Raw genomic sequence first — 20,664 nt, 5'->3', positions numbered from 1 at the left:
GGCTGCTCCCAGGTCGTTACTGTGGGTGAGATTTTCCTCTACGGACCGTCAATATCGTATCGGACCGCGAGGGACTGACCGGCCGCCCGCAGGGCATACGCGGAGCGGGAGAATCCGCGCCGGTCGGCGCGTTGAGGGGATAACGGGCCCCACTCACCCTCAGTGACTGCACGTGCACATGCACGTGCACATGCACAGGATTTTTTTCGTGGTTATCATCTCCCCCATCTGACAAGGCAGTTCACGGTTCACCCGTTCAAACGCTCCCTGGAGAGTCACATGCGCCACACGTATAACGGCATGGCAGCGACCGAGCTCCGGGGCGCGGCGTGGCAGAAGAGCCGGCACAGCGACGCGAATGGCACTTGCGTGGAAATGGCCGCATTGCCCGACGGCGATGTCGCGGTACGGAATTCACGCTTCCCCGACGGGCCGGCGCTGATATACACGCGGGCCGAGATCGAGTCGTTGATACTCGGCGTCAAGGACGGCGAGTTCGATCACCTAATGTGAGTTTTCTTCCGATTCGGGCAGCCGGAAGAGAGCCCAGACGACCTTTCCGGTGCCACTGATGGGGTGCCAGCCCCAGGTCTCGCTGAACGACTGCACCAGGTGCAGCCCGCGCCCCGACTCCGCGACGAAGTCGGCCACCTTGGTGACCGGCCCGTAGCAGCTGGGGTCACGGACGGCGCACACCACCCGCGTCGACCAACGCACCAGGCTGAGCCGGACAGAGCCGTCCGGGGCATCCTCCGGCAGCGCGTAGCGCAGCGCGTTGGTGACCAGCTCCGAGGCGACCAACTCCACGCCGTCCAGCAGCGCTTCGAGTTCCCAGTGCCGCAGTGTGGCGCGGGTGAAGCGGCGCGCGTCGCGCACGGCCTCGTAGCGGGGCGGGAGCGCGCAGGAGATGGCGCTCGACGGTGACAGCCGCTCAGGGACCAGCCCATTCCATAACGGCTTCGACGCGGTCGCGCCCTCAGTCCACATGCGCACCACCCGGTATCGGCACGTGCAACATCGTCTCTGATCCCCCGGCGACGATGCAAGGGCGGATGCACGTGCATTTGCAAGACTCGATGCATGTGATGCTTCCGTGGCGATCGAGGGTGACGGTTCACATACGCAACGCAGCCGCTTAGTGGCACACTGCTGGTGCCACGGGGAGAAGGTGGGCGTATATGGCGACAGTTCAGCCCGGAAGCGGATCAATGGTGCGCCGCATCCTCCTGGGCTCCCAGCTGCGCAGGTTGCGGGAGTCCAAGGGCATCACCCGTGAGGCGGCGGGCTACTCGATCCGCGCGTCGGAGTCGAAGATCAGCAGGATGGAGCTGGGCAGGGTCAGCTTCAAGGAGCGCGATGTCGCCGACCTGCTCACCCTGTACGGCATCACCGAGGCGTCCGAGCGCGACGCGCTCCTGTCGCTGGTCCGCGAGGCGAACATCGCCGGCTGGTGGCACGGCTACGGCGACGTACTGCCCTCCTGGTTCCAGACGTACGTCGGACTGGAGGAGTCCGCCTCCGAGATCCGCACCTTCGAGGTGCAGTTCGTGCACGGACTGCTGCAGACCGAGGACTACACCCGTCAGGTCTACTCGCTCGGCCACCCCGGGGCGACCAGGGACGAGATCGGGCGCCGGGTCGATCTGCGCCTGGAACGGCAGAAGTTGCTGGTCTCCGAGCGGGCGCCGCGCATCGTGGCGGTCATGGACGAACTCGCCATCCGGCGCCGGGTCGCCGGGCCGCCGGTGATGCGGGCCCAGATCGAGTACCTGCTGGAGATCGGCGAGCGGCCGAACGTGTCGATCCAGGTACTGCCCCTGGAGTACGAGGGATATCCGGCGGCGGGCGGCCGGCCCTTCACGATGCTGCGCTTCCCCGAGTCCGATGTCGCGGACGTGGTTTACGTCGAACAGCTCACCGGCGCCATGTATATCGACAAGCGCGACGAGGTCGACCAGTACGGAAAAGCCATGGAGATCCTGTGTGCGAACAGCCTGTCTCCTGAGAAGACGGCGGCCCGGCTGCGGAATATTCTCCGCGATATGTGACCCTCGGGCTTCACCCGTAGCATGAGCGGGGATCAACTCCTGTGTTCGGCAAGGGGTTACGGGGGTTCGTGAAAGGGACGCTGTGGCCGGTTCTTCTGGTTCTTCTGGTTCTTCTGGTTCTTCTGGTTCTTCTGGTTTCTCTGGTTTCCCGGACTCCTCGGACCACTCGGACTACTCGAACTTCTCGGGGCTCGCCTACCAGTACATCGACGGAGAGTGGCTGCCCGGTGGCGGCTCGTGGGACGTCGTCGACTTCGATCCGTACAACGGGGACAAGATCGCCTCCATCACGGCGGCGACCGTGGAGGAGATCGACCGGGCCTACCGCGCCGCCGAACGCGCCCAGCGGCTCTGGGCGGCGCTCGGACCGCACGAGCGGCGCGGTGTCCTGGAGCGGGCGGCACACGTGCTGGACAAGCGCGGGAGCGAGATCGCCCGGATCATGACCGGCGAACTCGGCAGTACGCAGCCGCGGGCCACCCTGGAGATCGCGCTCGCCGGGGAGGTGCTGCACGAGGCCGCGCGGAGCACCGCCCGGGTCGAGGGCCGGATCGGGCCGTCCCCGGTGGAGGGCGAGGAGAACCACGCCCACCGGCTGCCGGTCGGCGTGGTCGGGGTGATCGGCCCCTTCAACTTCCCGCTGCTGCACGCCCTCACCTCGGTGGCGCCCGCACTGGCACTGGGCAACGCGGTGGTGCTCAAGCCGCACCAGAACACCCCGGTCACCGGCGGCACCCTGGTCGCCAGGATCTTCGAGGAGGCCGGGCTGCCGGCCGGGCTGCTCAATGTCGTGGTCACCGACATAGCGGAGATCGGCGACGCCTTCATCGAGCACCCGGTGCCACGGGTCATCACCTTCACCGGCTCCGACCGGGCCGGCGGCCATGTGGCCTCGGTCGCGGCCCGACACTTCAAGCGCACGGTGCTGGAGCTCGGCGACACCAGCACGGTCGTCGTCCTGGACGACGCCGACCTGGACCGCGCGGCCGACGCCGCCGTCCGCAGCCGGTTCACCGGCCGGGGCCAGCTCTGCACCGCGGCCGGCCGCGTCCTGGTCCACCGCTCGGTGCTGACCGGGTTCGGCGAACGCTTCACCGCGCGGGTGGCCGCCCTGCGGGTCGGCGACCCGGCCGACCCGGACACCCGGATCGGCCCGCTCATCGACCAGTCACAGGCCGACGCCGTCACCGCCCAGGTCGGCCGGGCCGTCGCCGACGGCGCGGTGGTCCTGCTGCGCGGCAGCGCCGACGGCACCCTGGTCTCCCCGACGGTCCTGACCGGCCTGCCGCCCGACGCCCCGGTCCTGCGGCACGAACTCCTGGGTCCGGTCGTGGTGATCGTGCCCTTCGACAGCGACGACGAGGCCGTGGCGATCGCCGGGGACACCCCGTTCGGGCTGAGCGGCGCGGTGCACACCGCCGACGTGGAGCGGGGCGTACGGCTGGCCCGGCGCATCGGGACCGGCGTGATCCAGGTCCACGGCGGCAGCGGCGGCAGCACCGCCGCCGACGCTGCCGACGCCGACGCCGACGCCGACGGACGGCCCGCTCCCGGCCCGCTGAACGGTGACCGGGCCGTGGAGGTCTTCACCACCACCCAGTGGATCTCCGTCCGGCGCGGAACCTGAAGAACCACAAGAAGAACGAGCGTATTTTCACTCGATCGAGTGAAGGGGCGCTTGACATCCCGTCCTCACGCCCCATCCGGTGATCTCATGCGCCGGTGCCGCATTCTTCGATCAGCCCTGGTGACCGGCCACTCGGCAGGTACCTGCGCACGCACCCGAGAGCCGGGTGCGTGGTGGTGGAGCTGCGTGGTGACATCGATGTCGAGGCAGCGGTCGTCATCACGCCGGCCCTGGACGCGCTCACCAGTGGTCCGGGGCCCGACGTGGTGATCGACCTCGGGGCCGTCGACTTCCTGGACTGCTCCGGCCTGTCCGTGCTCTGCCGCGTACGCCGCCGGGCGCACCGGCACGGCCGGCGGCTGCGGCTGGTCTGCGACCACCCGATGACCCTGCGGATCATGCGGGCCACCGGTCTGCTCCCCGCCTTCCGGCCCGTCGCGACCCTGGAGCAGGCACTGGCCGGCTACGACACCTGATCCGAAGCCGCCCCGGCCGCCGTCCGGCCGCCCGGCGCACAGACCGCGGAGACGAACTCCGCGACCCGCTCCTGCGGCAGGTTGCGGGCCACGTCGGCCTCGCTGATCATGCCGATCAGCCGGTGCGCCGGGTGGTCGATCACCGGCAGCCGGCGGACCTGGTGCTCCTCCATCAGCTGGAGCACCTCGTCGATGTCGTCGTCGCCCTCGACGATCAGCGGGCGGCCCCGGGCCAGTTCGCCGGCCGTCACCGTCTCGGGGTCCCGGCCCTCCGCGACGCACCGGAGCACGATGTCCCGGTCGGTGATGATGCCGATCAGCACGTCGTCGTCACCGCAGATGGGCAGCGCCCCGACGTGCTCCTCCCGCATGACCCGCGCGGCGTCGGCCAGCGACTCCCGCTCCCCGACGCACAGGGCGCCCGTGTGCATGATGTCCAGAGCCTTGGTCATGATGGGCCTCCTGTCGAGCCGTCCGGCCGCCGCGCTCCTCCTCCATCGTGGTCCTCCCCCGGGTGTTTCGCCATCGCGCCGGTACGGGCGCACCCTGGAATGGCAGTGACCGGACCGGAGAGTCCCGAGAGAGCGGAGGCGGTCGCCATGCAGACCCTCGTCGGATGGCACATCGAGATGGACTTCCGGGAGGACGGCGCCCGCACCCGGGCCGCCGCCCTCGTCCGCCTCCCGGACGGCACGGAAATCCGTTCCCACGGGCACGCCAACCGCCACCCCTCCGACCCCGGCCAGGAGCGCGTCGGTGAGGAACTGGCGGCGGCCCGCGCCCTCAACGACCTCGCCCGGCAGCTGCTGGGGAAGGCCGCCCACGAGATCGAGGACGTCACGCACATGCCGGCGCATCCGCGCATGTGATTCCGCGCGCCGGGGAGGCGGTACTACTCGCCGGTGCTGTCGGCCTCGGGGTCGACGCCGAGGGTGAGGTGGCCCCGGACGCCCCTGGCGATGTGCCCGGGACGGTAGTGCAGGTGCAGCAGGCCGCCCTGGGCGCCGCCGCCCGGGTAGATGCCGTCCTCGTCGAGCGTGACGCGCCGCGCGGTGTTGGAGACGTACGGCTCGACCTCGGCCGATGCGAGCACCGCCTCCTCGGCGAAGAACAGCTGGCCGGTGTGGGCGGTGTTGCCGCCCTCGTAGCCGTCGTCGGTGAGGGTGCCGCCGACGTGGACCTTGACGTGGATGTGCACACAGCGGCCCGGGTACCAGCCGGGGAAGACGGTCCGGAAGTGGGCGATGCCGTGCCGGTCGGTGAACTGCGAACCGCGCAGGAACGTCAGGTCGTTGGTCGGCTCCGCGTGTCCGCCGCCACCGCCGCCGGGGCCGCCGCTGGGCGGTGGGCCGGTGGGGGCGTCGGTCGGAGGCGGACCGCCGCCGCCGGGGCCCGCGGCGTCGTAGCCGGAGTAGACGCCGGACGCGTCGCAGTGCCAGATGTCGACGGCGGCGTGCCTGAGCGGCCTGCACGTCTCGGCGTCGATCACCTTCAGGCGCAGGTCCAGCGGGATGCCGGCACGGTCCTCGGTGATGTCACGACGGAACAGGTCGTAGTCGAGGTAGTACGGGCCCTCGGTGGTCTCGGCGGTGAGCGCGTAGCACGCGTCCGCCGACGAGTCGGCCGTCGCCGCCGCCGGGGCCTCCGTGGGGGAGGAGGCCGCGGCGGCCGCGGCGCCGCCGATGCCCAGGGCCGCGACACCGACACCGGCACCACCGGCGGCCAGGACCCGACGCCTGGTCAGTTCACTGCTCTGTGGGGGGAATTGAATGTCTGTCATGTACATGAGGCTATAAGGAACGTGCCGCGTGGAGACTGTGCGCGAGCTGTGAAAACGGATTCGCCCCCGGAGGCGGTGGCCTCCGGGGGCGGAATCCTTTCGTAGCAGGCTACTTCGCCGGCTACTTCGCGGGCTTGGCCGCCTGCGGCTTGCGCAGCTGGATGTGCAGTTCGCGCAGCCGTGTCTCGTCGACCTCGCTCGGGGCACCCATCAGCAGGTCCTGGGCGTTCTGGTTGAGCGGGAAGGCGATGGTCTCGCGGATGTTGGGCTCGTCGGCGAGCAGCATGACGATGCGGTCGACACCCGGGGCGATGCCGCCGTGCGGCGGGGCGCCGAAGTGGAAGGCGCGCAGCATGCCGCCGAACTCGGCCTCCACGGTGTCGCGGTCGTAGCCCGCGATCTCGAAGGCCTTGTACATGACGTCGGGTTCGTGGTTACGGATGGCGCCGGACGACAGCTCCACACCGTTGCACACGATGTCGTACTGCCAGGCCAGGATGGACAGCGGGTCCTTGGTCTCCAGCGCCTCCAGGCCGCCCTGCGGCATGGAGAACGGGTTGTGGGAGAACTCGATCCGCCCGGTGTCCTCGTTCTTCTCGAACATCGGGAAGTCGACGATCCAGCAGAACCGGAAGACGTTCTCCTCGAAGTGGCCGGCCCGGCGCGCGGCCTCGACCCGGACCGGGGCCATGATCCTGGAGACCTCGTCGAACTCGCCCGCGCCGAAGAAGACCGCGTGCCCCGGCCTGGCGTCCACGGCCGCCAGCAGCGCCTTGGTGTCGTCCTCGGTGAGGAACTTGGCGATCGGGCCGGTCAGCGTCAGGTCCTCGCCGACCCGGACCCAGGCCAGACCCTTGGCGCCGTGCTCGACCGCGTACTCACCGAGCCCGTCGAAGAACTTGCGCGACTGTCCCGCCGTGTCCGGCACCGGAAGCGCCCGGACGTGCTTGCCGGCGAAGGCCTTGAAGCCGCTGTCGGCGAAGACCGACGAGACGTCGACCAGCTCCAGCTTGGCCCGCAGGTCGGGCTTGTCGTTGCCGTACTTGACCAGCGACTCCCGGAAGGGGATGCGCGGGAAGGGGGAGGTGACGTGCCGCCCGCCGCCGAACTCCTCGAAGACGTCCGTCATGACCTTCTCGATGACGCCGAAGACATCCTCCTGCTCGACGAAGCTCATCTCGACGTCGAGCTGGTAGAACTCGCCGGGCGAGCGGTCGGCGCGGGAGTCCTCGTCGCGGAAGCAGGGCGCGATCTGGAAGTAGCGGTCGAAACCGGCGATCATCAGCAGCTGCTTGAACTGCTGCGGCGCCTGCGGCAGCGCGTAGAACCTGCCGGCGTGGACGCGCGAGGGCACCAGGAAGTCGCGGGCACCCTCGGGGGAGGTCGCCGACAGGATCGGGGTGGCCAGCTCGTTGAAGCCGAGCGCCGTCATCTCCCTGCGCAGGAAGGAGATGACCTGCGTGCGCAGCATGATGTTGCGGTGCATGCGCTGCCTGCGCAGGTCGAGGAAGCGGTTGGTGAGCCGGGCCTCCTCGTTGGCGTTGTCCTCCGGGAAGACCGGGAAGGGCAGCGGGTCGGCGGCGCCGAGCACCTCGAAGGAGGAGACCTCGACCTCGACCTCACCGGTCGGCAGGTCGGGGTTGACGTTTTCCGCGCTGCGCGCGACGACCCGGCCGTCGATCCGGATCACGGACTCCTTGGACTGGCCGCTCAGCGCGTCGTACGCGGGCGAGCCCGGCCGGACGACCAGCTGGACGAGGCCGTAGTGGTCCCGCAGGTCGACGAAGAGGATGCCGCCCAGATCGCGACGATTGTGCAGCCAGCCGCTCAGGCGCACGTCGGCGTCTACGTCAGTGGCGCGCAGTTCACCGCAGGTGTGGGACCGGTACCGATGCATCTCGTTCGTCCAAGTCGTCGGATTCGTTGAAGTACGTGGATGTACGTCGATTACGTGGATTTCGCAGCAGGGCCCTAATAGCCTACCGGCGACAGGGCCCCCGCCCGCATTCGTATGATCCGGCCATATCGCAATAAAGTGGAGCAATGCGCACCGAGGACGTGCTCGCCGCCGTGGACACCGGAGTCTGGCGGTGGACCAATGACGACGACGTGTACCTCGACGCCGTGACCGCCCGCCTTCTCGGCATCAACGACGGCGGCGAAGCGGTCACCGTACACGTGGGCGCCGTGCGCTCCTGCTACCACGCCTCGGACTACGTGGAGATGCTCTCGGCGGTCGCGCTGGCCATCGTCGAGCGCCAGGTGGCCGAGACGGTGCTGCGGGTGGTGAACCCCGACCACACCGTGCTGCGCACCGTCATGATGCGCACCTGGGCGGTGACCCGGCCCGACGGCTGGCCGGCCGAGATGGTCGGCACGGTGCACGAGGTGCGCACCTCCGCCGGCACCGCGGCGGACGCCCCGGGCACGCCCGGTCACCCCGGCGACTGGCGGCGCTCCCGGGAGGCGTTCCTGCTGGACGCCGGACGGGCACTGGCCGAGGCGGGCAGCACGGAGGCGGTGCTGCGGGTGGCCGCGGGGCTGTCCATGCCCGGGTTCTCCCCGGAGGGTTTCGCCGTGTTCGGGGTGGAGGGCGACCGCCTGTCGGTCATAGGGCACCAGGGCCAGCGGCCCGGCGACGAGGTGCCGTTCGTGGAGATGCCCCTGGCCACCGACTATCCGGCCGCCGAGGTGGTCCGTACCGGCCACGCGGTGTACCTGTCCGGCGCGAAGGCGTACGAGGAGCGGTATCCGACGACCTGGCCGCTGGCCGGCAGGTTCGGCCGGCAGTCCTGGGCCTTTCTGCCGCTGATCGTGGCCGGCCGGCCGATCGGCGCCTGGCTGGCCGCCTTCGGGGACCAGGTGGCCTTCACCCCGGACGAGCGGTCGGTGCTGACCACCGTCGCCCGCATGCTCGCCCAGGCCCTGTCCCGTACCAACCTCCACGAGTCCGAGCGCGAGCTGTCCGACGGCCTCCAGCGCACCATGCTCCCGGCCGGTCCCCCCGGCGTCGAGGGGCTGTCGCTGGCCGCCCGCTACGTGCCCACCGGCGGCGGCCTCCAGGTCGGCGGCGACTGGTACGACGTGATCGACCTGCCCACCGGGCGTACCGCCGTGGTCATCGGCGACGTCCAGGGCCATGACATACAGGCGGCCGGGCTGATGGGCCAGCTCCGGATCGCGCTGCGCGCCTACGCCGCCGAGGGGCACCACCCGGACGCGGTGATGTCGCGGACCTCCCGGTTTCTGGCCGGGCTCACCCAGGAGCGGTTCGCCACCTGCCTCTATATGGAGGTCGACCCCGACGCCGGCACGCTCGACGTCGTACGGGCCGGCCATCCCGATCCGGTGATCCGGCTGACCGACGGCACCACCCTGCCCCGGCACACCCGGGGCGGGCTGCCGCTGGGCATCCTCCCCGACAGCGACTACCCCACGACCCGGCTGGAGCTGTCCCCCGGCGAGATCCTGCTGCTGTGCACCGACGGGCTGATCGAGACCGGCGGCCACGACATGGAGACCGGCCTCAAGCGGCTGGGCGCCGTCCTGAGCACCGGTCTGGTCGACGGGAGCCTGGAGACCCTCGCCGACACCCTGGTCGAGGCGGTCCACGGCCCCCTCTCCCACCGCACCACCGGCCCGCTCTCCGACCGCCGCGAGGACGACATCGCACTGCTGCTGATGCGCCGCGAGGTGGAGGGCGCGACCTGCGACCTGCCCTCCCGGCGGATCTTCCTCACCGTCTCGCAGTCCGAGCCCCGGCAGATCAGCGAGGCCCGGCACGAGATCCGCGCCCTGCTGCACGACTGGCAGGTGCCGGACCACGTGGACGCGGCGGTGCTGCTCGTCTCCGAGCTGGTCACCAACGTCCTGGTGCACACCGACGAGAACGCCGCCCTGACCGCCCGCCTGCTCGGCATGCCCGGCGGCCGGCGGCTGCGGATCGACGTGACCGACGGCAACGACGACATGCCGCACCGCCGCACCCCCGGCGAGATGGCCTCGTCGGGGCGCGGGCTGCTGCTGATCGAGAGCCTCGCCGACACGTGGGGCGTCGAACCCCGCGGGGACGGCAAGTCCATCTGGTTCGAGCTGTACGAGCGGTAGGCAGCGGTACGCTGGCCGTGTGTACGGCTACGACCAGAACGTGAACCCGCAGGGCGCCGCACCACCGATGGCCGGGGGCATGCCGGGGGCCGGTTACCCCGAGCCCTCACCGCCGTCCCTGGCCGACGCCGTCCGCGCCTTCACCACCGGCTCCATGTCGGCCGAGGACTTCCAGGCGGTCTTCGCCTCGTCCAAGGTCTACTGCCCGCGCGGTGACAACCCCGGCTTCCTGGCGCTGCACGACACGCAGCAGCCGGTGATCCCGATGTTCACCTCGCTCAAGGAGCTGCGCCGCTACGCGGGCAAGGACTCCAAGTACTTCGTGATCACGGGCGCCGAGGTCCTGGACCTCCTCCCGACCGGCTACGGCTTCGTGCTGGACATGGAGGGCCAGCACCGGATGGTCTTCGACGCCAAGGCCGTGGAGCAGATGGTCGACTTCACGATGCGTCGTATGTATGGCTAGACGCCATTGCTTCGCAGACGGCTGGACGCCATTGCTTCGCGGACGGCTAAACGCCGTTGCTTCGCAGGTGGCTGGACGTCATTGCTCCGCGGACGGCTGGGAATACTTTGCAGATGTTCACCATTCAACTAAATTGAAAGTTGAACATCTGACCATCCCGGACCAGGAAGGCCCACCATGCCCGCCGTGACCGTAGAGAACCCGCTCAGCCTGCCGCGCGTCCCGGCCCCCGCGGAGGGCACCGCGCGCCGCGCGCTCCAGGTGACCACCGCCCCCAGCGGCTTCGAGGGCGAGGGCTTCCCCGTCCGCCGCGCGTTCGCGGGCATCGACTACAAGAACCTCGACCCGTTCATCATGATGGACCAGATGGGCGAGGTGGAGTACGCCCCGGGCGAGCCCAAGGGCACCCCCTGGCACCCGCACCGCGGCTTCGAGACCGTCACCTACATCATGGACGGCACCTTCGTCCACCAGGACTCGCACGGCGGTGGCGGCACCATCACCAACGGCGACACCCAGTGGATGACGGCGGGCAGCGGCCTGCTGCACATCGAGACCCCGCCGGAGTCCCTGGTCATGAGCGGCGGCCTCTTCCACGGCCTCCAGCTCTGGGTCAACCTGCCCAAGCGCGACAAGATGATCCCGCCGAAGTACCAGGACATCGGCAGCGGCAACATCAAGCTGCTCGCCTCCCAGGACGGCGGCGCCCTCATCCGCGTCATCGCCGGCGAGGTCGGCGGCCACGCGGGCCCCGGTGCCACCCACACCCCGATCACCATGATCCACGCCTCCGTGAACCCCGGCGCCGAGCTGACCCTGCCCTGGCGCGAGGACTTCAACGCCCTCGCGTACGGCCTGGCCGGCCGCGGCTTCGCGGGCCCGGAGGGCCGCCCGTTCCGGATGGGCCAGTCCGTGGTCTTCGGCCGCGGCGACTCCCTCACCATCCGGGCGGACGAGACCCAGGAGTCCCGCAGCCCCAACTTCGAGGTCGTCCTGCTCGGCGGGCTGCCGATCCGCGAGCCGATGATGCAGTACGGCCCGTTCGTGATGAACACCCACGCCGAACTGGCCCAGGCCTTCGAGGACTTCCAGGCCGGCCGCCTCGGGACGATCCCGGCCGGCGCCTGACCCGTCGGACTCCCGTGACCCCGTCACGGGAGTTCCGTCACAGTTGGCCGGGTAGGGGTTGCAACTTATTACCGACCGGTAGCATCATGACTTACCGGTAAGTGACAAAGCTGCGAGGACTGCGTACCCACACGTTCACGCCCCTCCCGACCCCGACGGAGCCGTCGCCATGGGCCACTACAAGTCAAACCTCCGCGACATCGAGTTCAACCTCTTCGAGGTCCTCGGCCGCGACAAGCTCTACGGCACCGGCCCCTTCGCCGAGATGGACGTGGAGACCGCCAAGGACATCCTGTCCGAGCTGGCCCGCCTCGCCGAGAACGAGCTGGCCGAGTCCTTCGCGGACACCGACCGCAACCCGCCGGTCTTCGACCCGGAGACCAACACCGCGCCGGTCCCGGACACCTTCAAGAAGAGCTACCAGGCCTTCATGGACTCCGAGTACTGGCGCCTGGGACTGCCCGAGGAGATCGGCGGCACCACCGCGCCGGCCACCCTCATCTGGTCGTACGCGGAGCTGATCCTCGGCTCGAACCCGGCGATCTGGATGTATTCCTCCGGCCCGGCCTTCGCCGGCATCCTCTACTCCGAGGGCAACGAGACCCAGAAGCACATCGCCAAGCTCGCGGTGGACAAGCAGTGGGGCTCCACCATGGTCCTCACCGAGCCGGACGCCGGCTCGGACGTGGGCGCGGGCCGCACGAAGGCCGTCGAGCAGGAGGACGGCTCCTGGCACATCGAGGGCGTCAAGCGCTTCATCACCTCGGGCGAGCACGACATGTCCGAGAACATCATCCACTACGTGCTGGCCCGCCCCGAGGGCGCCGGCCCCGGCACCAAGGGCCTGTCCCTGTTCATGGTGCCGAAGTACGAGTTCGACTTCTCCACCGGTGAGCTGGGCGAGCGCAACGGCGTCTACGCGACCAATGTCGAGCACAAGATGGGCCTGAAGGCCTCCAACACCTGCGAGATGACCTTCGGCGACCAGCACCCCGCCAGGGGCTGGCTGATCGGCGACAAGCACGACGGCATCCGCCAGATGTTCCGGATCATCGAGTTCGCCCGGATGATGGTCGGCACGAAGGCCATCGCCACCCTCTCCACCGGCTACCTCAACGCGCTGGAGTACGCCAAGGAGCGCGTCCAGGGCACCGACCTGTCGCAGTTCATGGACAAGACCGCGCCCAAGGTCACCATCACGCACCACCCCGACGTGCGCCGCTCGCTGATCACCCAGAAGGCGTACGCCGAGGGCATGCGCGCCCTCGTCCTCTACACCGCCTCCGTCCAGGACGCGATCGCCGCCGCCGAGACGGCCGGCGAGGAGGCCACCGCGCTGCACGCGCTCAACGACCTGCTGCTGCCCATCGTCAAGGGCTACGGATCCGAGAAGTCCTACGAGCAGCTGGCCCAGTCCCTGCAGACCTTCGGCGGCTCCGGCTACCTGCAGGAGTACCCGATCGAGCAGTACATCCGGGACGCCAAGATCGACACCCTCTACGAGGGCACCACCGCGATCCAGGGCCAGGACTACTTCTTCCGGAAGATCGTCCGTAACCAGGGCGCCGCGCTGACCACCCTCTCCGAGGAGATCAAGAAGTTCCTCGCCGAGGCCGTCGGCGGCGAGGAACTGGCCGGCGCCCGCGAGCAGCTCGCCAAGTCCGCCGTCGACCTGGAGGCCATCGTCGGCACCATGCTGACCGACCTGGCCGGCACCGAGCAGGACGTCAGGAACATCTACAAGGTCGGCCTCAACGGCACCCGCCTGCTGCTCGCCTCCGGCGACGTCGTGGTCGGCTACCTGCTGCTCAAGGGCGCCGCCGTGGCCGCCGAGAAGCTGGCCGCCGGCGCCTCCGCCAAGGACGTGCCGTTCTACACCGGCAAGATCGCCGCCGCGAAGTTCTTCGCCGCGAACGTGCTGCCGCAGGTGGCCGTGCAGCGGTCCATCGCCGAGACCGTCACGCTCGACGTGATGGACCTCCCGGAGGAGGCCTTCTAAGCATCTGGGCCGCGTTTGTCCTCGATCGCCGGACGGGCTGGACTTCCGCCCGTCCGGCGGCCGGACCGCGCGTGTTCCACCACGTCCTGACAAGGTTCTCAGAGCGTACTCAGAGGTTCATGCGGGCGGCACCCGGCCGGGCGGCTACCTATCCTGGACCCATGAGCGCGCACCCCCACTTCGACCGCAGCCATACCGACGACCTCGCGGCCTTCATCGCCGCCAGCCCGTCGCAGTACCACGCGGTCGCCGGCGCCGCCGCCCGCCTGGAGAAGGCCGGATTCCGGCAGGTCGGCGAGACCGAGGCCTGGGACGGCGAGACCGGCGGGAAGTACGTGCTGCGCGGTGGCGCCATCATCGCCTGGTACGTCCCCGCCGACGCCCGGCCCGAGACACCGTTCCGGATCGTGGGGGCGCACACCGACTCCACCAACCTGCGGATCAAACCGGTGCCCGACACCGCCTCGTACGGGTGGCGGCAGATCGCCGTCGAGATCTACGGAGGGGCGCTGCTCAACTCCTGGCTCGACCGCGATCTGGGCCTGTCCGGCCGGATCGTGCTGCGGGACGGCAGCACCCGCCTGGTCAACGCCGACCGGCCACTGCTGCGCGTCCCGCAGCTCGCCGTCCACCTCGACCGGGGCGTCAACGAGAACGGCCTCAGCCTCGACAAGCAGCGGCACATGCAGCCCGTCTGGGGCCTCGGCGCCCTCGACGAGGGCGCCCTGGTCCGGCTGGTCGCCGACGAGGCCGGCGTCGAACCCGGTGAGGTCGTCGGCTGGGACCTCATGACGCACGACGTCCAGCCCGCGGCCTACCTCGGCCGCGACCGCGAGTTCCTGGCCGTCGGCCGCCTGGACAACCTGCTGTCCGTCCACGCCGGCACCGCCGCCCTCAGCGCCGTCGCCACCAGCGGTACGGAGCTGCCGTACATCCCGGTCCTCGCCGCCTTCGACCACGAGGAGAACGGCAGCGAGTCCGACACCGGCGCCGGCGGCCCGCTCCTCGGCAACGTCCTGGAACGCTCGGTCTTCGCCCGCGGCGGCTCCTACGACCACCGGGCCCGCGCCCTGGCCGGCAGCGTCTGCGTCTCCGCCGACACCGGCCACGCCGTCCACCCCAACTACGCCGAGAAGCACGACCCCACCCACCGCCCGCTCCCCAACGGCGGCCCCATCCTCAAGGTCAACGTCAACCAGCGTTACGCCACCGACGGCACCGGCCGCGGTATCTTCGCCGCCGCCTGCGACAAGGCGGGCGTCCCGTGGCAGGCCTTCGTCTCCAACAACGCCATGCCCTGCGGCACCACCATCGGCCCGATCACCGCCGCCCGGCACGGCATCACCACGGTCGACGTCGGCGTGGCGATCCTGTCCATGCACTCCGCCCGCGAACTGTGCGGCGCCGACGACCCGTTCCTGTTGGCCAGCTCCCTGAAGGCCTTCCTGGAGGGCTGAGGTCCGGCCCGCCGCGCCCCGGGGCGGAACCGTCACGAGGTCAGGATCGTGTCGTCACGGAACCGTTAAGAAACCTCTCAGATAATGGTGATCATCACACAGCGAACCGCTTCACGGGGGATCACCACCATGCGACTGCTCCACGCCTTTGCCGCCGTCACCGCCACGTCGGCCCTCGCCCTGACGCTCACCGCCTGCGGGGGGAACGGCGACGACAGCGCCGGCGCCGGCACCGCGAGCGGCTCGCCGTCGGGGGCCGGGTCGTCCTCCGCGCCGGCGGCCTCCTCACCGGCCTCCTCACCGGCTTCGGCCTCCGGCGGGACCGGTGACGGTACGGCGGACAACGCCGGGGCCACGAAGGCCGCGGGCGCCGACCGGTGCCGGACCGCCGGGCTGGCCTTCGGCTTCGGCGACGGTGACGGCACGGTCAGCAGCTCCGACGACCAGCAGCACCTGGCGGTGGTGCTCAAGAACAAGGGCGCCGCCGCCTGCACCCTCCAGGGCTTCCCGGGGGTGGACCTGAAGTCCTCGGGCGGTAGCTGGTCGCTGTCCCGGAGCAGCGTGACGCCGAAGAAGGTCACCCTGGCGCCGGGCGCGAGCACGACGTTCACCATCACGTTCCTGCCGTGGACGAAGGACGGCGGCACCGAGTTCAAGGCGACGTCGGTGATCGTCACCCCGCCGAACGAGACCACGTCCACCACCCTGGCCTGGCCCGGCGGCAGCGTGCTGCTGCAGGACGGCGCCACCCACCCGGGCAGCTACACCGGGCCGGTCGGCGGCTGAGCCCCCGGCCGCCCCGGCCACCCGACTGTGTGCCTGCTGTGAAGATGGGCCTATGATCGAACCCACCGGTAACAGCAGGCGCGCAGGTATCACCGCGGACGGCCATGGGACCGGTTCTGACTGAACTCCAGTCCTGTGGGGGGACCTTGATGAGCCGCATGAGACTCAGATATGCCGCGCTCGCCTGCGCGTCGACGGCCGTGACGCTGGTGGTGGGGCTCGCCCCGGCCGCGTCGGCCGCGCCCGGCGTGGCGCCGGTGCTGCTGGAGGCCGGCAGCGTGCAGGGCGACAACGGCGTACTGGCGGTGACGGCGTCCTCGGACAGCGCGATCCGGCACATCACCGCGCACTTCTTCCCCCGTTGGGGCGAGGACACCGGCACCGAGGCCGGGACGACGCAGGACTTCACCCTGGAGTCCGGTACCGCCGACAACGGCGTCTGGCACAGCTCGCAGCCGGTCCAGCTGGCCGAACCCGGCGACTACCGCACCGTCATCGAGCTGACCGACGCCGACGGCGACTCGACGGAGACCGCCGACGGCTCCCTCGACTACAACTGGGCGGCGGTCTTCGAGTCCTTCACCGCCACCCCGGCGCGGCCGGACTGGTTCCACCAGGAGGTCACCGTCAGCGGCCGGCTGGTCCGCCGTCACCCGGGCACCCGCGAGCGGCTGCCGATGGGCGGCGTCCCGGTGCACCTGCTCGGCCTCGACGACTCCGGCGCCGCGGTCACCGCGACCACCGACGCCGACGGCCGCTTCACGCGGACGTACCTGCCGCAGCGGGACGGCGGGGTGAGCGGCTACTACAACTCCTGGGACGGCTCGCCCTACGCGATCAGCACCGCCACCGGTCCGGCGGCTCGGGTCACCATCGCCCAGTCCGCCACCCGCGTCACCCTCGACGCCAAGAACGTGAACACCACGCCCGGCCGGACCGCGACCGTCAGCGGCCGCGCCCAGGTCCTGCGCGCCGACGGCACCTGGCAGCCGCTGGCCGGCCAGACCGTCACCCTCGACCCGCAGGGCGAGGACGGCGGTGCCACCGCCACCGCGCGGACCGGCACCGACGGCCGGTTCAGCGCCGGTCTGAGCCCGCGCGGCACCAGCGCCGTCAATGTGACCGTCGGCAGCGACTACGAGGGCTTCGTGGCCGGCAGCCCGGTGGAGGTCGCCCGGATCCATGTCGCGGGACCGACCGCGATCACCGGCTTCGTCGCCACGCTGGACAAGCACTCGCAGCTCACCGTGAGCGGCACCCTGGACACCGGCGAGCGGCAGCCGGACTCCTCGCTGGTCGGCATCGAGTACTCCAAGGACGGCCGCACCGGCTGGAAGCTCGTCAAGACCCTGACGACCGGCGTCGACGCGGGCGTCGGTGACTTCAAGGGCACCTTCGACGCCCCCTCGCAGGGCTACTGGCGCGCCCGCTACACGGGTACCCCGGACTTCGCCGGATCCGTCGGCGGCCCGCTCTCCGTCCGGCGTACGCCCACCCGGATCACCGGCGGCAACGCCTCGCCGGAGCCGGTCCGCAAGGGCCGGACCATCACGGTCACCGGCACCCTCCAGCGTGACCCCTCCGGCAGCTGGAAGGCGTACGCCGGCCGGCAGGTCACCGTCCTGTTCCGGGCCAAGGGCGCGTCCGCCTGGCAGGTGATGGGCACCGTGACCACCAAGTCCGACGGCACCTTCGGCCGGGGCTTCACCGCGAAGAAGGACGGCACCTGGGTGGCCTCCTTCGGCGCCCCCGACAGCAAGCACCTCGCCTCCTCCGGCCGCGAGGACTACGTCGACGTGCGGTGACCCCGTATGCCGAAGGGAGCCCCGTCCGCGATGCGGACGGGGCTCCCTTCGGCATACGTGTTGTATCTATGATGTGGTCATCATGAATGCCGCAGGCAGTACGGTCAGCCCGGTCAGCACGATCCCCAAGCCGCCGCCCGCCGCGGAGCGGGTCTACACCCACGTCAAGCAGGCGGTCCTGGACCGCCGTTACGAGGGCGGCACCCTGCTCAGCGAGGGCGAACTCGCCGAGGCGGTCGGGGTGTCGCGCACCCCCGTGCGCGAGGCCCTGCTGCGGCTGGAGGCCGAAGGCCTGCTGAAGCTCTACCCGAAGAAGGGCGCCCTGGTCCTGCCGGTCTCCGCACAGGAGATCGCGGATGTCGTCGAGACCCGGCTGCTGGTGGAGCTGCACGCGGCGGCCAAGGTCGCCCCGGCCGCACCGCGCCTGCTCGCCCGGCTCGAAGAGCTGCTGGAGGAACAGCGGGGCCACGCCGCCACCGGCGACCTGAGCGCCTTCGCCGCCGCGGACCGCTGCTTCCACGCGGAGATCGTCCGGGCGGCCGGGAACCGCATCCTGGCCCAGCTGTACGATCAGTTGAGGGACCGTCAGCTGCGGATGGGGGTGGCGACGATGCACGCCGATCCGGGGCGCATAGCCAAGAACATCGCGGAACACACCGAGATCCTCGAAGCCCTCCGCGCGGGGGACACCGCCTCCGCGCGGGCCCTGGTCGAACGGCACGTCACCTGGGTGAAGTTCATCGCCAGGGGCGATTCGTGAACCGCACGTACGACGTGACCGCCGAACCGCCCGGCGGCCGGCAGGCCGTCGCGGTCTGGTCGATCGGCACCCTGGTCTACATGGTCGCGGTGGTCCACCGCACCAGCCTCGGCGTGGCCGGCATCGACGCCGCCGCGCGCTTCCACATCGGCGCCTCCGCCCTGTCGACCTTCTCCATCCTCCAGGTGCTGGTCTACGCCGGTATGCAGATACCCGTGGGCCTGATGGTCGACCGGCTCGGCACCAAGCGGGTACTGACCATCGGCATCGTGCTGTTCACCGTGGGCCAGCTGGGCTTCGCCCTGTCCCACGGCTACGGACCGGCGCTGGCCTCCCGGGCCGTGCTGGGCTGCGGCGACGCGATGACGTTCGTGAGCGTGCTGCGGCTCGGCTCCCGCTGGTTCCCGGCCCGGCGCGGCCCGATGGTCGCCCAGGGCGCCGCGCTGTTCGGGGTCGCGGGCAACCTGATGAGCACGGTGCTGCTGGCCCGCCTCCTGCACAGCGCCGGCTGGACCGCGACCTTCACCGGCACGGCGCTCGGCGGCGCGCTCGTCCTCGTACTGGTCCTGCTGTTCATGAAGGACCACCCCCAGGGCTTCGAGCCGGCGCCCGCCGAGCACCACGGGGCGGGCTATGTGAAGCGGCAGATCGCGGCGTCCTGGCGGGAGCCGGGGACCCGGCTGGGCATGTGGGTCCACTTCACGACGCAGTTCTCCGGCATGGTGTTCCTGCTGCTGTGGGGACTGCCGTACCTGGTCCAGGCGCAGGGCCTGTCCCGGGAGGCGGCCGGCTCGCTGCTGACCCTCGTCGTGATCGCCAACATGGTCTTCGGCATGCTCTTCGGCCAGATCGTCGGACGCCACCACGGCGCGCGGATGCCACTGGTCCTCGGTGTGATCGCGGCGACGGGAACCATCTGGGCGGTCGTCCTGGCCTGGCCGCAGTCCCACGCCTCGCTGTGGCTGCTGATCGTGCTCTGCGTGGTCCTGGGGTCCTGCGGCCCCGCCTCGATGGTCGGCTTCGACTTCGCCCGCCCCGCCAACCCGCCCGAGCGCTTCGGCACCGCCAGCGGCATCGTCAACATCGGTGGCTTCGCCGCCTCGATGGTCGCCCTCTTCGCCATCGGCGTGCTGCTGGACGCCACCGGCGACAACTACCGTGTCGCCTGGTGCAGCGTCTTCGTCCTGCAGGCCGTGGGGTTGAGCCAGATCCTGCGGCTGCGCGGCCGGGCCGCCCGGCTGGAGCGGCAGCGGGTCGCCGTCAGCCGGGTGGAAAGCGTCCACGTCCCCGCGGGAACCTGACGGCACCTCGGGGTTCCTGACGGACCCTCAGGGACGTGAACGCCGCGAACGCCCGGCCACCGGCTACGGCGTGACCGCGATGTGAGCCAGTATCCGGTCGGCCAGCGCGTCGTCGCCCTCGACCTTGACCCGGTCGGCCACCCCCTGCGGGCGCACCCGGCCGCAGGCCAGCCGGACGAACGTCTCCCAGTCCATGGTCAGCGTCACCGCGGGACCGAGCGAGACACTGCCGTCCACGGTGCCGCGGCCCTGGTCGTCGACCCGGACCGTGCGCAGGAACTCCACCTGCCCGTGGACATCGAGGACCACCGCGGAACCGGGCTTGGCGCCCGCGTCCTTGGCGATCACCTTCGGCATCGCGGCGAGCAGCCAGTCCCGCGCGATCAGGGCACCCGGGGAGTCCAGGTTGCCCGGAGAGCGCAGGGCGCGGCGCAGATCCTGCTCGTGCGCCCAGACGTCGAACGCCCGCTGCCTGAGCTGGTCCTCCAGGGTCGCCTCGCCGAAACCGGGGTTGCGCACGGTCGTACCGGCGGCACGTGCCTCGTTCCGCAGCTGACGGGAGCGGCGGATGATCGTGTACTCCAGCTCCGAGGTCATCTCCGGCGCGGTGTGGTGACGCCGCTTGTCGACCGGCACCTCCATGTAGCGGGCGAACTCGCTGTGGATGTGCCGCAGGTCCATCGGGAGCGTGTGGATGGGGCGCGGATCGCCGAGCAGCTCGCACTCGTAGCCGATGACATGCGACACGACGTCGCGCACGGACCAGTAGGGGCACTCGGTGGCCCGGCTCCACTCGCCCTCGGCGAGGGGACCGACCAGCTCGGCTATGGATTCTACGGAGTGGGTCCAGGCATCGATGAACGGCTGGAGCTTGCTGTCGGTCACGGGACCCCTCGACGGTCGGGCGCGGTCGTAGTGGTGTGC

The 20,664-nt window shown here is 70.5% G+C and carries 19 protein-coding genes; 14 read left to right on the top strand and 5 right to left on the bottom strand.

Annotation, left to right across the window (positions count from 1 at the left end):
- Positions 1-279 precede the first annotated feature (279 nt).
- Positions 280-513, top strand: a complete 234-nt coding sequence (locus RWE79_RS20450) for a DUF397 domain-containing protein (protein WP_475941511.1) — start codon at positions 280-282, stop codon at positions 511-513.
- Here RWE79_RS20450 and RWE79_RS20445 read toward each other — a convergent pair.
- Positions 505-987, bottom strand: coding sequence for an ATP-binding protein (locus RWE79_RS20445; protein ID WP_475941510.1), 483 nt, complete (start codon positions 985-987; stop codon positions 505-507). The two genes, RWE79_RS20450 and RWE79_RS20445, sit on opposite strands and share 9 nt — an antisense overlap.
- 191 nt (positions 988-1,178) lie before the next feature.
- On the opposite strand from RWE79_RS20445, the gene RWE79_RS20440 reads away from it, so the two are divergent.
- From RWE79_RS20440 to RWE79_RS20430, 3 genes are all read left to right on the top strand, one after another.
- Positions 1,179-2,048 carry a helix-turn-helix domain-containing protein gene (locus RWE79_RS20440; RefSeq protein ID WP_475941509.1) on the top strand — a complete coding sequence of 290 codons (870 nt, stop codon included), beginning with the start codon at positions 1,179-1,181 and terminating at the stop codon, positions 2,046-2,048.
- A gap of 205 nt (positions 2,049-2,253) precedes the next feature.
- Positions 2,254-3,675, top strand: coding sequence for an aldehyde dehydrogenase family protein (locus RWE79_RS20435; protein ID WP_475945962.1), 1,422 nt, complete (start codon positions 2,254-2,256; stop codon positions 3,673-3,675).
- Positions 3,676-3,770: 95 nt separating this feature from the next.
- On the top strand, positions 3,771-4,151 hold the full coding sequence (locus RWE79_RS20430) for an anti-sigma factor antagonist (protein ID WP_475941508.1): 381 nt from the start codon (positions 3,771-3,773) through the stop codon (positions 4,149-4,151).
- Here RWE79_RS20430 and RWE79_RS20425 read toward each other — a convergent pair.
- Entirely contained in the window at positions 4,139-4,603 is a 465-nt protein-coding gene (locus RWE79_RS20425) for a CBS domain-containing protein (protein WP_475941507.1), read from the bottom strand. The genes RWE79_RS20430 and RWE79_RS20425 overlap by 13 nt on opposite strands.
- Before the next feature lie 147 nt (positions 4,604-4,750).
- Between RWE79_RS20425 and RWE79_RS20420 the strand changes: the two genes are divergently transcribed.
- Entirely contained in the window at positions 4,751-5,020 is a 270-nt protein-coding gene (locus RWE79_RS20420) for a DUF1876 domain-containing protein (protein ID WP_475941506.1), read from the top strand.
- Positions 5,021-5,043: 23 nt separating this feature from the next.
- On the opposite strand, the gene RWE79_RS20415 is transcribed toward RWE79_RS20420, so the two are convergent.
- Together RWE79_RS20415 and aspS are read right to left on the bottom strand one after the other, a co-directional pair.
- A complete protein-coding gene (locus RWE79_RS20415) occupies positions 5,044-5,931 on the bottom strand; it encodes an intradiol ring-cleavage dioxygenase (protein ID WP_475941505.1) in 888 nt (295 codons plus the stop codon).
- A 121-nt stretch (positions 5,932-6,052) separates the two neighbouring features.
- On the bottom strand, positions 6,053-7,828 hold the full coding sequence (gene aspS, locus RWE79_RS20410) for an aspartate--tRNA ligase (RefSeq protein ID WP_475941504.1): 1,776 nt from the start codon (positions 7,826-7,828) through the stop codon (positions 6,053-6,055).
- Positions 7,829-7,974: 146 nt separating this feature from the next.
- Here aspS and RWE79_RS20405 point away from each other — a divergent pair, with 146 nt between their 5' ends.
- The 9 genes from RWE79_RS20405 to RWE79_RS20365 all read left to right on the top strand — a co-directional run bounded on the left by RWE79_RS20405 (position 7,975) and on the right by RWE79_RS20365 (position 19,740).
- On the top strand, positions 7,975-10,038 hold the full coding sequence (locus RWE79_RS20405; RefSeq protein ID WP_475941503.1) for an ATP-binding SpoIIE family protein phosphatase: 2,064 nt from the start codon (positions 7,975-7,977) through the stop codon (positions 10,036-10,038).
- 19 nt (positions 10,039-10,057) lie between these two features.
- A complete protein-coding gene (locus tag RWE79_RS20400; RefSeq protein ID WP_475941502.1) occupies positions 10,058-10,504 on the top strand; it encodes an SseB family protein in 447 nt (148 codons plus the stop codon).
- A gap of 177 nt (positions 10,505-10,681) precedes the next feature.
- Positions 10,682-11,632 (top strand): pirin family protein, encoded by a 951-nt coding sequence (locus RWE79_RS20395; RefSeq protein ID WP_475941501.1) that lies wholly within the window; start codon positions 10,682-10,684, stop codon positions 11,630-11,632.
- A gap of 169 nt (positions 11,633-11,801) precedes the next feature.
- Positions 11,802-13,631, top strand: coding sequence for an acyl-CoA dehydrogenase (locus RWE79_RS20390; protein ID WP_475941500.1), 1,830 nt, complete (start codon positions 11,802-11,804; stop codon positions 13,629-13,631).
- 161 nt (positions 13,632-13,792) lie between these two features.
- Complete coding sequence (locus tag RWE79_RS20385) at positions 13,793-15,088, top strand: M18 family aminopeptidase (RefSeq protein ID WP_475941499.1); 1,296 nt, start codon at positions 13,793-13,795, stop codon at positions 15,086-15,088.
- A gap of 129 nt (positions 15,089-15,217) precedes the next feature.
- Positions 15,218-15,874 (top strand): DUF4232 domain-containing protein, encoded by a 657-nt coding sequence (locus tag RWE79_RS20380; RefSeq protein ID WP_475941498.1) that lies wholly within the window; start codon positions 15,218-15,220, stop codon positions 15,872-15,874.
- A 158-nt stretch (positions 15,875-16,032) separates the two neighbouring features.
- A complete protein-coding gene (locus RWE79_RS20375) occupies positions 16,033-17,679 on the top strand; it encodes a hypothetical protein (RefSeq protein WP_475941497.1) in 1,647 nt (548 codons plus the stop codon).
- An 82-nt stretch (positions 17,680-17,761) separates the two neighbouring features.
- On the top strand, positions 17,762-18,439 hold the full coding sequence (locus RWE79_RS20370) for a GntR family transcriptional regulator (protein WP_475941496.1): 678 nt from the start codon (positions 17,762-17,764) through the stop codon (positions 18,437-18,439).
- The gene (locus RWE79_RS20365) at positions 18,436-19,740 is read left to right on the top strand and encodes an MFS transporter (protein WP_475941495.1); all 1,305 of its coding nucleotides are present in this window, start codon (positions 18,436-18,438) and stop codon (positions 19,738-19,740) included. The genes RWE79_RS20370 and RWE79_RS20365 overlap by 4 nt, the downstream gene beginning before the upstream one ends.
- A 63-nt stretch (positions 19,741-19,803) precedes the next feature.
- Here RWE79_RS20365 and RWE79_RS20360 read toward each other — a convergent pair whose 3' ends face one another.
- A complete protein-coding gene (locus RWE79_RS20360; RefSeq protein WP_475941494.1) occupies positions 19,804-20,625 on the bottom strand; it encodes a maleylpyruvate isomerase family mycothiol-dependent enzyme in 822 nt (273 codons plus the stop codon).
- Between the last annotated feature and the right edge of the window lie 39 nt (positions 20,626-20,664).

It is taken from the genome of Streptomyces sp. RLA131, from assembly GCF_056270125.1.
The sequence above is the reverse complement of the archived record's forward strand: the minus strand, read 5'-3'. Positions and strand labels throughout refer to the sequence as shown.